Origin of the sequence: Nocardia niwae NBRC 108934 = DSM 45340 (assembly GCF_001613465.1) — a bacterium.
Classification (GTDB): domain Bacteria; phylum Actinomycetota; class Actinomycetes; order Mycobacteriales; family Mycobacteriaceae; genus Nocardia; species Nocardia niwae.
On record NZ_BDCK01000011.1, the window covers coordinates 128,395 to 144,220 of the forward strand.

14 protein-coding genes are annotated in these 15,826 nt (G+C 69.0%); 7 read left to right on the plus strand and 7 right to left on the minus strand.

Annotated elements, in window-relative coordinates; all coding sequences use genetic code 11:
- Positions 1-85 precede the first annotated feature (85 nt).
- The 3 genes from NNI01S_RS03525 to NNI01S_RS03535 all read left to right on the plus strand — a co-directional run bounded on the left by NNI01S_RS03525 (position 86) and on the right by NNI01S_RS03535 (position 2,181).
- Entirely contained in the window at positions 86-730 is a 645-nt protein-coding gene (locus tag NNI01S_RS03525; protein WP_084488426.1) for a TetR-like C-terminal domain-containing protein, read from the plus strand.
- A 108-nt stretch (positions 731-838) separates the two neighbouring features.
- A complete protein-coding gene (locus tag NNI01S_RS03530; RefSeq protein WP_063017418.1) occupies positions 839-1,618 on the plus strand; it encodes a DsbA family protein in 780 nt (259 codons plus the stop codon).
- On the plus strand, positions 1,615-2,181 hold the full coding sequence (locus tag NNI01S_RS03535; RefSeq protein ID WP_063017420.1) for a vitamin K epoxide reductase family protein: 567 nt from the start codon (positions 1,615-1,617) through the stop codon (positions 2,179-2,181). Before NNI01S_RS03530 ends, NNI01S_RS03535 begins: the two co-directional genes overlap by 4 nt.
- 6 nt (positions 2,182-2,187) lie before the next feature.
- On the opposite strand, the gene NNI01S_RS03540 is transcribed toward NNI01S_RS03535, so the two are convergent.
- Complete coding sequence (locus NNI01S_RS03540) at positions 2,188-3,309, minus strand: S1C family serine protease (protein WP_063017422.1); 1,122 nt, start codon at positions 3,307-3,309, stop codon at positions 2,188-2,190.
- Positions 3,310-3,469: 160 nt separating this feature from the next.
- Between NNI01S_RS03540 and NNI01S_RS03545 the strand changes: the two genes are divergently transcribed.
- From NNI01S_RS03545 to NNI01S_RS03555, 3 genes are all read left to right on the plus strand, one after another.
- A complete protein-coding gene (locus tag NNI01S_RS03545; RefSeq protein ID WP_063017424.1) occupies positions 3,470-4,522 on the plus strand; it encodes an NAD(P)-dependent alcohol dehydrogenase in 1,053 nt (350 codons plus the stop codon).
- Positions 4,523-4,594: 72 nt separating this feature from the next.
- Positions 4,595-5,785, plus strand: a complete 1,191-nt coding sequence (locus tag NNI01S_RS03550; protein ID WP_063017426.1) for an AI-2E family transporter — start codon at positions 4,595-4,597, stop codon at positions 5,783-5,785.
- Positions 5,786-5,914: 129 nt separating this feature from the next.
- Positions 5,915-7,240: a tetratricopeptide repeat protein gene (locus NNI01S_RS03555; RefSeq protein ID WP_063017429.1), complete on the plus strand. Its 1,326-nt coding sequence runs from the start codon at positions 5,915-5,917 to the stop codon at positions 7,238-7,240.
- Here NNI01S_RS03555 and NNI01S_RS03560 read toward each other — a convergent pair.
- The 6 genes from NNI01S_RS03560 to NNI01S_RS03590 form a co-directional block, all read right to left on the minus strand.
- Positions 7,230-7,796 (minus strand): TetR/AcrR family transcriptional regulator, encoded by a 567-nt coding sequence (locus NNI01S_RS03560; RefSeq protein ID WP_063017431.1) that lies wholly within the window; start codon positions 7,794-7,796, stop codon positions 7,230-7,232. The two genes, NNI01S_RS03555 and NNI01S_RS03560, sit on opposite strands and share 11 nt — an antisense overlap.
- Positions 7,796-8,218, minus strand: coding sequence for a VOC family protein (locus NNI01S_RS03565; RefSeq protein ID WP_063017433.1), 423 nt, complete (start codon positions 8,216-8,218; stop codon positions 7,796-7,798). Before NNI01S_RS03565 ends, NNI01S_RS03560 begins: the two co-directional genes overlap by 1 nt.
- Positions 8,219-8,322: 104 nt before the next feature.
- Positions 8,323-10,629, minus strand: coding sequence for a 5-methyltetrahydropteroyltriglutamate--homocysteine S-methyltransferase (gene metE / locus NNI01S_RS03570; RefSeq protein WP_063017435.1), 2,307 nt, complete (start codon positions 10,627-10,629; stop codon positions 8,323-8,325).
- A gap of 394 nt (positions 10,630-11,023) precedes the next feature.
- On the minus strand, positions 11,024-11,893 hold the full coding sequence (locus tag NNI01S_RS03575; protein WP_063017438.1) for a 3-hydroxybutyryl-CoA dehydrogenase: 870 nt from the start codon (positions 11,891-11,893) through the stop codon (positions 11,024-11,026).
- A 383-nt stretch (positions 11,894-12,276) separates the two neighbouring features.
- Complete coding sequence (gene aceA / locus NNI01S_RS03580) at positions 12,277-13,566, minus strand: isocitrate lyase (protein WP_063017440.1); 1,290 nt, start codon at positions 13,564-13,566, stop codon at positions 12,277-12,279.
- An 873-nt stretch (positions 13,567-14,439) separates the two neighbouring features.
- Entirely contained in the window at positions 14,440-15,285 is an 846-nt protein-coding gene (locus tag NNI01S_RS03590; protein WP_063017520.1) for an alpha/beta fold hydrolase, read from the minus strand.
- A gap of 71 nt (positions 15,286-15,356) precedes the next feature.
- Here NNI01S_RS03590 and NNI01S_RS03595 point away from each other — a divergent pair, with 71 nt between their 5' ends.
- Complete coding sequence (locus tag NNI01S_RS03595) at positions 15,357-15,797, plus strand: MarR family winged helix-turn-helix transcriptional regulator (protein WP_157114573.1); 441 nt, start codon at positions 15,357-15,359, stop codon at positions 15,795-15,797.
- The last annotated feature ends 29 nt before the right edge of the window (positions 15,798-15,826 follow it).

Consider the following 15,826-nt stretch of genomic DNA (forward strand, 5'->3'; position numbering starts at 1 on the left):
CTTCCTATCGCAAGTCGACTTGCGATAGCTCTCTACGCTAAGACCGCCCCCGGTGCAACGCAAGGAGACTTGCGATAATCACCGCATGACTGACTCGCCCGGACAGATCCGCGGCGCGCGTCTGCGCAAAGCCGTCCTCGACGCGACGCTGGCCCGCATCGAGTCGTGCGGCATCGGCGCCGTGCGGATCGCCGACGTCGCCGCGGACGCGGGCGTCCACGAGACCTCGATCTATCGACGGTGGAAAACGCTGCCTCGGCTGCTTCTGGAGGCTCTGCTGACCCGCGTGGCCGAAGAGATCCCACTGCCGGACACCGGGACGTTGCGCGGCGATCTGGAGCGGTTCATGGCCGATCTCATCCGTTTCGCGCAGACGCCGACGGGCCGGGCCTTGATCCGCGGCAGCGTGATCACCGAGGCCGATCCCGAAGTGGAGGGTTTCCGGCGCGAATTCTGGGTGCGGCGGCTATCGGCCTCGGAAGAGATCGTCCGGCGGGCCATCGCCCGCGGCGACGTGGCCGCGACGGTGGACCCCCGGTTGACCGTGCTGACCCTCGGCGGCCTGGTCCATCTGCACGTCACGCAACTGGGCGGCGAGCTGCCGCCCGGACTGGCCCGCGACGCCGTCGATCTGATCCTCACCGGAATCACCCGCGCCGAACCCGCCGCCGGGTCGGACTCCGCCGGTATCACCGGTAGCGGGACGAATGTTACGGAATCTCTCAGGTAGGCCGACCATGATGGCCGCAGTGGGCCGATCACCCGGCAAGGTGGTCGGCGGATCTACGATCGTGGCGGCAGGAACCGTCCGGCGAGCGAAAGGCGTGGTGAGCGCACGGTGAGCAAAAACCAGGGTGGGAAGTCGAACCCGCTGCTGGCGGCGGAACGCGCCGACCGCAACCGCAAGATCTTGATCCAGGTGGCCGTCGCCGCCGTGCTCGTCGCGCTGATCGCGGCGATCGGCATCGGCATCGCGGTGAAGAAGGCCCGCAAGGACGATCCCGGTCCCACCCCGTCCATCGCGGCCACCGGCACCGCGAACGCGGGCACCGTGCCCGGCTCGCTCACCGACAACGGCGCCGTCCGGATCGGCAAGCCGGACGCGAAGGTCACCGTGCGCGTCGTCGCCGACCTGCAGTGCCCCGCCTGCAAAGCGTTCGAGGCGGCCAACGGACAGGTGCTCGAGGACGCGGTCACCAACGGCACCGCGGTCGTCGAGTACAACATCATCGCCTTCCTGGACAAGGCCTCCACCACGCGGTACTCCTCGCGCGCGGCCAACGCCGCCTACTGCGTCGCCGAGGCCGACCCGTCGAAGTACCAGACGTGGCTGAAGACGATGTTCGCGCAGCAGCCGCCGGAGGGCGGCGCGGGTCTGTCCGACGACCAGTTGGTGCAGATCGCCAAGAGCGCCGGCTACACCGACGACGCGGTCGCCCAGTGCATCACCGACCACAAGTACGACAAGTACGTCCAAGCCCGCACCAAGGAAGTGCTGGAAAGCGGCATCCAGTCGACTCCCTCGGTGTTCGTCGACGGCAAGAAGGTCGAGTCCAGCCAGGAGATCTTCGGCACCGGTGGCCTCGCACCCGCGATCAACGCCGCCGCGGGCCGATGATCACCGCGGGACCCCGGGCCGCCTGGGTCCTGCTGATCGGCGGGTTGGCCGGTTGGCTGGCCGCGGTGGCGCTGACCGTGGAACGGTTCAAGCTGTTCACCGATCCCGGCTACACGCCGTCGTGCAGCATCAACCCGATTCTGTCCTGCGGGTCGGTGATGGTGACCGATCAGGCCGCGGTCTTCGGATTCCCGAATCCGCTGATCGGCGTCGTCGGGTTCTCGGTCGTCGTGACGCTCGGCGTGCTGTCGGTGGCGGGGGTCGGTTTCCCGCGCTGGGTCTGGGGGGGACTGTGGCTGGGCACCCTGCTCGGCGTCGTCTTCATCGGCTGGCTGATCTTCCAGAGCCTGTACCGGATCAACGCGCTGTGCCCGTACTGCATGGTGGTCTGGGCGATCATCACGCCGCTGCTCGCGGTGAGCACCGACCAGCTGTGGGGGCGCTCCGGAGGTCCGCTCGGCGTGCTCGCCGAGTGGCGGTGGACGATCGTCGCGCTGTTCTACGCCGTCGTGCTGCTGCTGGTCTTCCTGCGCTTCCAGGACTACTGGCTGTCGCTGGTCTGATCCGGATCAGTTCGGCGGGCCCGCGACCAGCGCCACGGGCACTGTGCGCGCGCCGCCCGCGCCGGTGATGCCCAACCGGACGGTGTCGTTGGGTTTGCGCGTATTCAGGGCGGCGCGCAGAGCCTGGGCGCTGCTGACGGTGCGGTCGTCGATGGAGGTGATCACGTCCCCGGCGGCCAGACCGGCGGCGTAGGCGGGCATGCCGTAGATCGCCACATCCACGCGGGCGCCCGTCCCGGAAGGCAGCGCGTTCGAGATGAGCACACCGAGTGTGGCCGTGGGGCCGATGTGCACGGTCTCGGTAGGAGTGCCCGAGCGGATCTGCTGCACCACCCGCATCGCGGCGTCGATCGGCACCGCGTAGCCGTTCGCCGGATGGTCGGCCGGGCGCGCCCCGTCGCCCGAGGCCGCGGCGATGACGCCGACCACAGAGGCGTTCCGATCGGCCAGGGCTCCGCCGGACTGCCCCGGGGTGACCGGCGCCGCGACCTCCAGCATCCCGCTGAGCGCCTTGCGTGACAGATCGGCGGCGTTGATCGCGACAATCGCGCTGTCCAAGTCGGTGAGGGGGCCGTGCACCGCGGTCGGCGTTCCGCCGGTCCCGCCCGCGTTGCCGATCGCCACGACCTCCTCACGCAGCCGCAATCCGGCCGAACTGCCGATATTCGCGGTCGGCAGCCCGGTGGCGGCGGCCAGGTCGAGCAGCGCGATATCGGCTTCGGCGTCGTAACCGAGCACCACCGCGTCGTAGACCTTGCCGTTGCCGACGTCGGTGACCGTCACGGTGTCCGCGCCCTTGACCACGTGATGGCTGGTCAGGACCTCCCCGTCGGCGGTCAGGACGATGCCAGACCCCGCCGCGCCGGGCCCGGACCGCTCGGCCGAGGCGTTGATGTTGACCAGCGCGGGCCGCACCGCCGCGGTGACGATTCCTGGGTCGAGCGGCGCGGGCGGAGCGAACGCGACCGAGGCAGCGGTCCCGGCGGGGTCGCGCCCACGGTCCGGCAGATCGCCGCGATAGCCGAGAAAAGCCGCGACCGCGAGCATGAGGGCGACGACCGACACGAACACCCGGCCACCGCCCGGCGTGCGCCGCGCCCCGGTCCATTGCTGCCGTTCTTCGTCCATGGCTCTCCCGCCTCGGCCGAACCGCTCACCGATTCCATTGTCGCCGGAGAACGCCGCCGAAGATCATCGAACGCCGGACCGCGCTGAAAAAGGGCCCGTGAGCGTGCCTTTCTCGTGTCACAGTTGGCAACCGCACCCATGCGGCGGTAGGCATGTCTTCATGCACACAGCCGCCGCCTACGCCCTGCCCGCACCCGATGGCTCGTTCGAGAAGGTGACGATCCAACGCAGGGAGCTGGGTCCGCACGATGTGCTGATCGACATCAAGTTCGCGGGCATCTGCCACTCCGACATCCACACCGCGCGCGACGAGTGGGGTGGCAGCCGCTACCCCTGCGTGCCCGGGCACGAGATCGCGGGCGTGGTCGCCGCCGTCGGCTCCGCGGTCACCCGGCATCGGGTCGGCGACCGCGTCGGCGTCGGATGCATGGTCGATTCCTGCGGCGTCTGCGCGCCGTGCCTGGCCGACGAGGAACAGTACTGCACCGCGGGCGCGACCATGACCTACGACAGCGTGGTCGACCCCGCGGTGCAGCCCGGTGGCCATACGCTCGGCGGTTACTCGACGCGGATCGTGGTGACCGAGAACTTCGTCGTCGCCATCCCCGAGGGGATCGGCCTGGATGTCGCGGCGCCGCTGCTGTGCGCGGGCGTCACGCTGTACTCGCCGCTGCGGCACTGGGGGGCCGGACCGGGCAAGAAGGTCGCGATCATCGGTATGGGCGGCCTCGGCCATGTCGGGGTGAAGCTCGCGGCCGCCATGGGCGCCGAGGTCACCGTGCTGAGCCACTCGCTGAGCAAGCAGGACGACGGCAAGCTCTTCGGGGCGAGCGCCTACTACGCGACCAGCGACAAGCAGACCTTCCGCGAGCTGCGCGGCCGGTTCGACCTCATTCTCAACACGGTGTCGGCGAACCTGCCGATGGACGACTATCTGCGTCTGCTGAACCTGGACGGCACGCTGGTGATCCTGGGTCTTCCCGAGAACCCGATCAGCGTCAAGCCGTTCAACCTCGCCAAATACCGCCGTTCGCTGGCGGGCTCGATGATCGGTGGCATCGCGCAGACCCAGGAGATGCTGAACTTCTGCGCCGAGCACGGCATCGGCGCCGAGATCGAGCTGATCGCCGCCGACGAGATCGACGGCGCCTACGACCGAGTGGTGGCCAGCGACGTGCGCTACCGGTTCGTCATCGACGTCTCGACCATGTGAGCCTGCTCGCCGCACCGGCGCGGCCCGCGATGTCCGGCCGCGAACCGGCCGCGGCGTGGGTACCTTGGCGGTGTGCCTGTGCAGGACGAGGACCAGACGCCACCCGCCGACGGCGCCCGTGACATGCCGCCGTGGTTGCCGCGTGCGTTCCTGCTGGCCGCGGCGACGATCACCGGATTGCTGGCGGCGTTCTGGGTGCTCGAGCGGTTGCAGGGCCTGCTGACGGTTCTGCTGGTCTCGCTGTTCCTCGCCTTCGCGATCGAGCCCGCGGTGAACTGGCTGGCGCGGCGCGGCATGCGGCGCGGACCCGCGACCGGATTGGTGTTCCTCGGCCTGACGGCCCTCGTCGTCGCCTTCCTCTGGACGCTGGGCGCGCTGCTGGTCGAGCAGGTCACCACCTTGGTGAAGCACGCCCCCGACTACGCCGACCGGGGCGTGGAGTGGATCAACCACACCTTTCACCAGGATCTGTCCAGTACGGACATCCAGAAGTACGCGACCGACTGGAGTTCGACCCTCGAGGGCTATCTCACCGGATTGGCGGGCAACGTCTGGGGCATCGGCACGGCCGCGCTCGGCGCGCTCTTCCAGGGTCTGGGCATCCTGCTGTTCACCTACTACTTCGCCGCCGACGGCCCCCGGATCCGCACCGCCGTCTGCTCGCTCCTGCCGCCGCGCCGCCAGCGGCATGTGTTGCGCGCCTGGGATATCGCGGTGGAGAAGACCGGCGGCTACATCTTCTCGCGGGGCCTGCTCGCGCTGATCTCGACCCTGGCGCACTACGTGATGCTGCGGATACTGGACGTGCCGTCCGCGTTCGCCCTGGCGCTGTGGGTCGGGGTGGTCTCCCAGTTCATTCCCACGGTCGGCACCTATCTCGCCGGTGCGCTGCCGGTGATCGTCGGTCTGGTGCACGGCCCGAGCACCGCACTGTGGATTCTCGGCTTCATCGTGCTCTACCAGCAGTTCGAGAACTACGTGCTGCAACCGCGCATCACCGCGACCACCTTGGACATGCACGCGGCCGTCGCTTTCGGTGCGGTGCTGGCGGGCGCGGCGCTGCTCGGCGCGACCGGCGCGCTGCTCGCCATCCCGGTCACCGCGACGGTGCAGGCCTTCGCGGGCGCCTACATCCGCCGCTACGACGTCGAGGCCGACGTGGAGGCGGATATCGAGCGCACCGGCCCGACCAAGCGGCGCCGGAAGCTCGCCCGGCAGTTGACTCTTCGGCTGGCAGGTCGTCACAAGCCGCCCGCGGAGTGAAGGCGGATCCGGCCGCCGCTCGGATCTTCTCGGTGCGGAAGTCCTACGGGTAGCCAGGGATCGCGCGCCGATGTAGAACTTCTCGGAAACGATTCGCACCGACTCGGTGCCGAAGGCTGGATGGGAACAATGCTGAAGCGGCCGCCGGACCTGGCCTTCGATCTCGGCAAGATGCACCGCAGGCGCAACGATGTGGCGGCGGCGCGGGAGGCGTTCCAGATCGCCATTGCCTCCGGCCATCCGAACTGGGCGCCGCTGGCCGCCGCCGAGCTGGGCGGACTGCTCAGCGCGACGGGCGACAAGCCCGCCGCGGAAGGCGCCTACCACGTCGCAGTCGACTCCGGCCACGAAGACGCGGCGCCGCGCGCGGCCTACAACCTCGGCCTGCTGCTTGCCGAACGCGGCGACACCGCGGCGGCCGAAGCGATGTACGAGCGCGCCGCCGCGTCCGGTCATCTCGACGCCGCCCCGCGAGCCTGGATCAATCTGGGTTATTCCCGCGCCAAGCGCGGGGACTCGGCCGCAGCGCGCACGGCTTACCAGCACGCGATCGACGCGGGTCCCGGCGACATCGCCCGGCTCGCGCTGTCGAACCTGGCCTACCTCCTGCGCACCGAGGACGACCTGGACGGCGTGAAAGCCGCCTACCGCACGGTCATCGACGGCTGGCCCGCCGATCAGGCGCGCATCGTCGCGGGAGACCTGGTTCAGCATCTCGGCGAGGCAGGCGATCTGGTGGGGGCCAGAGAGGTCAGCCGGTCGCTGGCCGAATCGGACGATCCCGCTGTCGCCGCGCGAGCGAGCTTCGACATCGGTGTGTTCAGCGAGCAGCTCGGCGAGCCGGACGTGGCGCTGGCGGCCTTCCAGCGCGCACTCGATTCGACGGATGCCGAAGCTCGCGTCCGGGCCGCGGCCGCGCTCGCGCCGATCTATCACGAACGCGCCGCGACCGTGCTGCGCGAGACGGACTGGGCGGGGCTCGCGCACGCCCAGGGTCCCTCGGATGACGCTCCGGCCATGCTCGCCGACCTGATCGGCGCGACGGTCGAAGACCAGGTGCGCGGCATCGTCTTCCTCTTCTCCGCCGTCCTGCACCAGGGATCGATCTACTCCGTCACCGCGCCCGCCGCCGAGGTCGTGCTCGGCGCCCTGCTGCACGAGCGCACCGACGTGACCTATGCCCGCGCCTGGGTGCGTGAGCCGCAACCGCTGCGCTTGGAGCTGCTCAACTGGCTGCACGAGGTGATCGCCACCGCCGCATGGCAATCCGCCGCCGAGGACGACGCCGAGCTCACCGCGGCCGACCGCGCCGCCGCCGCGGCCTGCTTGGCGCTGCTGCCACGCGTGCGTGCCGCGACATCGGCCGCGCTGGCCATGGCCGAGGCCGGCGCGGTGGCCGATGCCGCCACCGAGGTGCTCGCGACGCTCAGCGCGCTGGCCGCCGTCAGCGGGTGATCGCCCTGAGCACCGCCGCGACCGACTGATCGGCGAGTTCGTCGGTCAGTGGCAGGTGTCCGAACAATGCCCGGTAGTAGATCGGCGCGGCCACCGCGTCCAGGACGAAATCCGGATCGATGCCCGGGTCCACTTCGCCGCGGGCGATCGCCGAACGCAACGCCGTCGCCGTGGTGCGCCGCCGCGGTTCGAAGACGGCGGTCAGGAAGTGGGCCCGCAACTGCTCGTCCCAGGCCAGGTCGGCGACCAGCGCGGGCAGCACCCGGTGCAGCGACGTATCGCGCAGTGCCGCGACCAGATCCCGCATGGCGCGGGTGAGATCGGCGCGCAGGTCGCCGGTGTCCGGGGTCGGTCGCAGGCCGAGCAGCCCGGCGACGACGTCGACCACGAGGTGCCGCTTCGACGGCCATCTGCGGTATATCGCGGGACGGTGCAGGCCGGCCCGGGCAGCGACCTGGCCGATGGACAGGTCCGCGTATCCCACCTCGTCGAGCAGTTCCCGCGCGGCGGCGAGCACCGCGGCGTCGATGCGATCGTCGCGGGTTCGTCCCGCCATCAGAAGACCGGCCGCGGCATCAGCACGACGCGCCAGTCGTCCGGATCCGGAAAGGTCAAGCCGCCGTGGGCCGCCCAGAACGGATTCTCGGCGGGCACCGGTTCGACGCCGAACTCACCGAGCCGCCGCGCCACGTCGTACATGTGCGACTCGCCCGCGAAATAGAGCACCAGCAGATTCTCCCGGCTCGGCGCATCACCGGGGCTGCCGTCCACGTGCGTGGTGAATTCCAAATGGTATGCGGCCCCGGGCAAACCGAGCATCACCCCGTCGTAACCCGCGTGGTTCCGGAATCGGGAGAGCTCGCGCAGGCCGAGCCCTTCGACATAGAACCGCACCACCTCGTCGAGCCGGTCGGTCGGGCGAGCGATCCGGACCTGCGCGACGCGCAGTGCGGCCGGCCAGTCGTTGTCGGTGTCCATTGCAAAACAATACAGTACGAACTGTACCGAAATGTCGGCCCGCGAACGCCGAGGGCCGCCTCCGTTCGATCGAACGAAGACGGCCCTGCGCGTTCGGCTTCAATTCACTCCGCGGACTCCACCCGCCTGCGGATGCGGCGCGCCGCGGCGACCAAGTTCCGCAGCGACGGTTCCAGCTGCCAGTAGTGCCGGGTCTTCAGACCGCCGTCGGGATTGGCCCACAACCGCTGCGGCGTCACGGCTTCGGCCGCCGCGGTCAGCAATTCGTCCAGCTCGTCGATGTCGGGGATACGCGCCGACCGGCTCTCGTACACGCCGGGGCCGACGCCGTGACTCAGGCCGTGCCCGGAGGCGCAGTCCTCCTTCAGCGCCCGCAGCACCCACTCGATCGAGCGGGTCGCCACGATGGCGGTGACGTCGGCGTCGAGCTGCTCGATCGCCTCGACCACCTCGGCGCGACCGGAATAGCCGATGTGCGTGTGGATCTGGGTCTCCGCCCGCACCCCGGAGGTGGCCAACCGGAAGGCGCCGATCGCCCAGCGCAGGTACTCGGCGCGGCCCTCGGGCCGCAGCGGCAGCATTTCCCGGATCGCGGGCTCGTCGACCTGGATGATCGCGATGCCCGCCTTCTCCAGGTCCACCACCTCGTCGCGGATGGCCAGCGCCACCTGGTCGGCGGTCTCGTGCAGCGGCTGGTCCTGGCGGACGAAGGAACGGGCGATCATGGTGACCGGGCCGGTGACCATGCCTTTGACCGGCTTCTCGGTGAGCGACTGCGCGTAGGTGATCCACTCCACCGACATCGGCGCGGGCCGCGAGACGTCCCCGTAGATGATCGGCGGTCGCACACACCGCGACCCGTACACCTGCACCCAGCCGAAGTGGGTGGTCGCGAAGCCGTCGAGCAGCTCGGCGAAGTACTGGATCATGTCGTTGCGCTCGTGCTCGCCGTGCACCAGCACGTCCAGGCCGATGTCCTCCTGCAGCCGGATCGTCGCCTCGATCTCGGCTTCGATCCGCTTGCGGTACTCCTCGTAGGACAGCCGGCCCTCCCCCAGCTCGTAGCGCGCCTGGCGGATGCGAGCGGTCTGCGGGAACGAACCGAGCGTGGTCGCGGGCACCGGCGGCAAGTTCAGCTTGCGCTGCTGGGCTTCCCGGCGCACCTCGTAGGGCTCCCGCGAGCGCATGTCCGGGGTGACCGCGTAGACCCGCTGCCGCACCGCGTGCTTCTGCTTGAAGTGCACCTCGGTGGGCCGCTTGCGCCACTTGTCCGACGGGCCCTCGGTGAGCGCCCTGGCGAGCGAGACCACCTCGCCCACCTTCTGCTTCGCGAACGCCAGCCGGTCGGCGACGTGGCCCTCGATGTCGTATTCGATCAGCAGGTCGTAGGGCACGTGCAGCAGCGTGGTCCCCGTGGAGACGACCAGGTCCGGGCACACCTGGGCCAGCTCGTTGAGGTATTCCAGCGTCACGTAGCGGTCCGCGCGCCACACGTTGCGGCCGCTGATCACGCCCGCGTACAGGCGCTTGCGCCGGATGCCAGGCACCGCGGCCAGATCCTCGGGCCGTATCCGGTGGCTGGCCAGGTCGAGGCCGATCGCCTCGACGTTGGTGCCCGCGAGAATGGTCAGCGCCGCACCGAAATCGCCGTACTGGCCGGTGACCAGGATGCGCGGGCGCAGCGGGGCCTTGCCCAGCCGGTGGTAGGCCGCCTCGAACGCGGCCAGTTCGGCGGGCGCGCGCTCACTGGTGAACGCGGGCTCGTCCAGCTGCACGCAGGTAGCGCCGCGCTTGGCGAGGATCTCGAACAGCTCCTCGTAGACCGGTAGCAGCTTGTCCAGCAGGCTCAGCGTGTCGAATCCGCCCGACTCGCCGGGGATGTGGCCTGCCTTGGACAGCAGCAGCAGCGACACCGGTCCGATCACGACCGGCCGCAGTTCGATGCCGACCGCCTTCGCGCGATCGAATTCGTCCAGCAGCGCCTCGGGATGCAGCGAGAACTCGGTCTCGGCGTCCACTTCCGGCTGGCGGTAGTGGTAGTTCGTGCCGAAGAACCGGACCAGTTCGAGCGGCGGCAGGTCCGGACGGCCGCGCGCCATCAGGAAGTAGAAGTCCAGCGGATGCAGGCCCTCGCGGTAGGGCTCGAAGCGCCTCGGCGCCGCGCCGAACAGCAGCGCGTTGTCCAGCACGTGGTCGTAGAACGAGAAGGTATTGCCCGGCACCTGGGTCAGGCCGGTGGCGGCCAGCTCGTTGAACTGGGTCTCCTGGATCTCGCGGCCCACCGCGAGCAGTTCCTCGCGATCGAGCGAACCGTGCCAGTAGGCCTCCAGCGCCCGCTTGAGCTCGCGGTGCGGCCCGATCCTGGGATAGCCCAGGATGCTCGACCCGTAGCCGTCGGTCACGTTCACCATAAGCGGGATACCTTCTTTCGATCACCTGCGCGGCCCTTGCCCGGATCGACCGGATCGATCCGGCGCTGCGCTCCGGATACCCAGCCGAGCCGTCACCATGGCCCGGCTGTTGTGCAGCTTATGCCGATCGACGTCACCGGCTCGGCGACACCGACTTCTGGTCGGCTCCGCATCGAGATCCGGCGGTGCCGTTCCTACTACCGCGAGCCGTTGTATCGGTCGATCGTTCGATGCTCGCTTATCCGGCCCCGTCGGGTGCGAGTCTTACGAGCACCGTTCGCGGGCCGTCTCACGTCCGAGTGTCCGTCGCGCATGCGCCGCGGGCGCGAGCGGCGGACGCTCGGACGCGAGACCCCCAGGGGCCGCGAACACGCAGCGCCGCAGGCGCTGCAAATCAAGCACGGTACTGGTAGAAACCCGCGCCGGTCTTCTTGCCGAGCAGTCCCGCCTCCACCATGCGCATGAGCAGCGGCGGGGCCGAGTACAGCGGCTCCTTGAATTCGCCGTACATGGAGTCGGCGATGGACTTGACGGTGTCGAGGCCGACCAGATCGGTCAGCGCCAGCGGGCCCATCGGGTGGGCGCAACCGAGCACCATCGCCTTGTCGACGTCCTCCTTGGTGGCGAAGCCGGACTCGACCATCCGGATCGCCGACAGCAGGTATGGCACCAGCAGCGCGTTGACCACGAAGCCGGAACGGTCGGCCGAGCGCACGACCTGCTTGCCGAGCACGTCGCCGGCGAAGGCCTCGGCCCGCGCGGAGACCGACTCGCTGGTCTTGAGCGTGGTGACCAGCTCGACGAGCGGCAGCACCGGAACGGGATTGAAGAAGTGCATGCCGACCACGCGCTCGGGGTTCGCCGTGGCGACCGCGATCTTCATGATCGGGATGGAGGAGGTGTTGGACGCCAGCACGGCCGAGGGGTCGGTGACGACCTTGTCGAGTTCGGCGAAGATGCTCGTCTTGACCTTCTCGTCCTCGAGCACCGCCTCGACCACCAGCTGGCGGTCGGCGAAGTCGCCGAGGTCGGAGGTGAACCGCAGGCGCCAGGCGGCCTGTTCGCGTTCGCGCTCGGTGATCTTGCCGCTGCTGACGCCACGATCGAGGGACCGCAGGATCCGCGCGCGGCCGGCCGCGGCCAGCTCCCGGGTCTGCTCGTACACCAGTACGTCGACGTGCGCCCTGGCACACACCTCCGCGATTCCGGCGCCCATCTGGCCGGCGCCGATGATGCCGACGCGTTGGATCTTTTCGCTGCTCACGTCCCGCTCCTGCTGGGTTGTCTGGCTGGGGTGGCTGGTCTGCGAAGGTGTCGCTCCGGTGTGAGCGTGCCCTTCGATGGTCCAAGGTATAGGGATGCCCTCCCCGCCGGGGCTGTTCGGCGGGGAGGGCAGTACACCCCTACCGGAGTAGAGGATTGTCGGATTTCACGTCGGGAACCTCACTTCCCTAGCGAGCACCAGTGGTAGGCATCCGTTCGTGAGTTCGGCTGCGTACGCAGCCACCCACGCGCGAGGCCATCGAGCGCCGTTCGTGGCCCGTCTCGTGTCCGGGTGTCCGTTGCGCATGCGCCGCAGGCGGCGAGCAGCGGGCGCTCGGACACGAGACTCACAGGGGCCGCGAACACGCCGCGCGGAGGCGCGGCTTAATGAAACTGTCCCTCTTCGGTGGAGCCCTTCAGCGCGGCCGTCGAGGTGTTCGGGTCGACCGTGGTGGCGATGGTGTCGAAGTAGCCCGCGCCGACCTCACGCTGGTGCTTGATGGCGGTGAAGCCACGCTCGGCGGCGGCCTTGAACTCGCGCTCCTGCAGGTCGACGAAGGCGGTCATGCCCTCGCGGGCGTAGCCGTAGGCCAGGTCGAACATGCCGTAGTTGAGCGAGTGGAAGCCGGCCAGGGTGATGAACTGGAACTTGAAGCCCATCGCGCCGAGCTCACGCTGGAACTTCGCGATGGTCGCGTCGTCCAGGTGGGCCTTCCAGTTGAAGGACGGCGAGCAGTTGTAGGCCAGCAGCTGGTCCGGGAACTCGCCGCGGACGGCCTCGGCGAACTTGCGCGCGACCTCGAGGTCCGGCACGCCGGTCTCCATCCAGATCAGGTCGGCGTAGGGGGCGTAGGCCTTGGCGCGCGCGATGCAGGGCTCGATGCCGTTCTTCACGCCGAAGAAGCCCTCGGGGGTGCGGGTGCCGTCCAGGAACTCACGGTCGCGCTCGTCCACGTCCGAGGTGATCAGGGTGGCGGCCTCGGCGTCGGTGCGGGCGATGATCACCGACGGCACGTCGGCGACGTCGGCGGCCAGACGCGCGGAGGTCAGGGTGCGGATGTGCTGCTGGGTCGGGATCAGCACCTTGCCGCCTAGGTGGCCGCACTTCTTCTCGGAGGCCAGCTGGTCCTCCCAGTGCACACCGGCGGCGCCGGCGGCGATCATGGCCTTCTGCAGCTCGTAGGCGTTCAGCGCGCCACCGAAGCCGGCCTCGGCGTCGGCGACGATCGGGGCCAGCCAGTTGGAGACGGCGGTGTCGCCCTCGACCTTGGCGATCTCGTCGGCGCGCAGCAGCGCGTTGTTGATGCGGCGGACCACGGCCGGAACCGAGTTGGCCGGGTACAGCGACTGGTCGGGGTAGGTGTGGCCGGAGAGGTTCGCGTCACCGGCGACCTGCCAACCGGACAGGTAGATGGCCTTCAGGCCGGCGCGGACCTGCTGGACCGCCTGGTTGCCGGTGAGGGCGCCGAGGGAGTTGATGTAGTCCTCGTTGTTGACGAGATCCCACAGGATCTCCGAGCCGCGGCGGGCGAGGGTGGCTTCCTCGACGACGGTGCCCTGGAGCTTCGACACCTGCTCCGCGGTGTAGTTACGGGTGACGCCCTTCCAGCGGGGGTTGGTGTCCCAATCCTTCTGGATTTCCGCGGCGGTCCTCGGGGTGCCGGTGGTCGACATCTGTGACTCCACTTCTTCGTTCGGTGCTGCCGCCGGTCGAGCTACGAAGCAGCTCGTACTGCTGGAGCGGCAATTTGCAGGCTTGCTAGGCCCTTGGGGTGTACTTCCACACGATGGCACACGAAGAAATGGCCGTCTACCTGTTGTTAATGTGAATCTAAGCTAGGTTTTCCAACCTCTTTGCTAACTCTGCAAAATTTGCTCTCAAATTGCAGCAGTGCAATCTACCAGCCGGTAGCCCTGACGTGGGCTTTTAGCGTAACGCTCGTACTGTTAGCGATCGACGAGCGGTCCCCTTTACCCCGACGTCGCCATTCCCAACTGTGAGGACCTTCACAGCGCCACTGTGGTCTACACCACCGCTCGATCACGGGCTCGATCCCGCCCGGCCTCGGGAAAGCTTCGAGCCCGGCGGGGCGGTTCCCTCGCCTGCCCGCCCACCATGCCCCTCCCCACAATCCGTCAGTCGGATTCCGCGGACCATCCCCACCGCCGATGTCGTCGCGCGGAGTCCGGCATGATGCGCCCGGCCGCAGACCAGTGCCGCGAAGGCGGCGCGCTTCCGGGGGCAGTCGTGGTCGCGATGCAACCGCGTCGCGCGGTGAGCGGCATCGAGCGTGAACGATTGCCCCGGAGGGTTGCACGTCCACTCCTCAGGCCAGGTCACCGGCCGCAGCGAAATCAGCACCGAGTGCACCGAGGACTGGCGAAGATTCGGCGAGCAATCCGGTCGCCCGGTGCCGAACGCCTGGATGAGCATCGCGGTCCCGGACGTCGGCACCACCGCAGCGCTCGATCCCACCGAGCCGGGCAGCGGCACGGCCGAGGGATTCGCGATGGAGTTGGTACGAAGTGGCGAGCCGGGCAGGCGCATCACACCGATACTGAGTGATCCGACAGGATTTCGCCGACGCGCGCGGCCCATCCGGCCGGATGGGTCAGATTTCCGTTGTGCCCGCCGGGGAATTTCACGACCGGCGCACCGCGTAATGCCGCCAGTTCGTGAGCAGCCTTGTAGTCGAAGACGTGTTGCGGGGTGGTGCTCCCGCAGGCTGGGATGATGCGCACCGGCGAATGGCGCAAGGCGGCTACGTCCAGGTGGTCGGCGCGAATGGCGGAGAAGTCGTGCCCGAGGAAATATTCGAAGTTCGCGGCGCGCTCGGGACCGAGTGACGGCGCGGTCACGCCGGGCTCGCGGTCCTGGTTCTGCGGATCGATCCCCAGTGTCCGCACCATCGGAGCGAGCGCCGCCTGCCAGCCGAGCTCGGCGAACACCTGCTCGCAGTGTTCGAGTTCGCCGAGCTGGGTGGCGCGGTCGGCGGCGGCGAGCAGCCAAGGCGTGACGGGCTCGTGCGCGATGAGAGTGTGCATCCGGTCCGGGTGCTCGACCGCCAGATGCACTCCGATGGCCGCGCCCATGCTGCAGCCGAGCATTGCCACGGGTTCGTCGGCCAACGTCGAGAGCAGGCGGTGGACGTCATCGGCGTGCGTCGCGACCGAGGCGGGCTCACCGGGATCGCGAAGGACACTGCGGGACAGGCCACGCCGGTCATAGGTGACGACGGTGAAGCGCCGTTCCAGCTGACCGACCAGATCTTCGCTGCGCCGCGCGTCCCCCTCTCCGCTCTGCGCGATCAGCAGCGTCGGCCCGCTGCCACGAACTTCGTAGTACAAGTCGGCTCCGGGAACTTCGAGAGTGCCGGTGGAAATCGTGCTCATGCCGACCACGGTAATCCATCAATCTAGATACATCAAATATGATGTATCTAGATTGATGTAAAGTTTCCATCGTGAACGGAGTCGAACTGTTCCTGCTGGGACGGGCATTGATGAAGATCGGCGAAGAGGCGTTGCCGACGGCCGGACTCGGCGGCGGGCACCGCCCCGTGCTCGTCGTGGCGAGCGACATCCTCGACCATCCGGACAGCACCGTGGGCGAAATCGCCATCCGAACCGGACTACCGCAAAGCGCGGTATCCACCGCCGTCGCCCGGCTCAAGGAGACCGGCGCGGTCACCTCGACGGTCGACCCCCGCGATCGCAGGCGCACCCTGATCCGCGCGGCCGACCAGGCTTCACCACGAGTCGCCGAGGTGCGTGCCACGCCTGTGGACGAAGCGGTGGCGGCGGCGCTGCCCGACGCCGACCCCGCCGCCGTGCGCGAGGTGCTCGACGCGCTCACGACACTCACCCGCCACCTACGGCCACGCGAACGCCGCGCCGACCTCTGACATCCCCTCCGAGCCCCCTTGCCGATGCC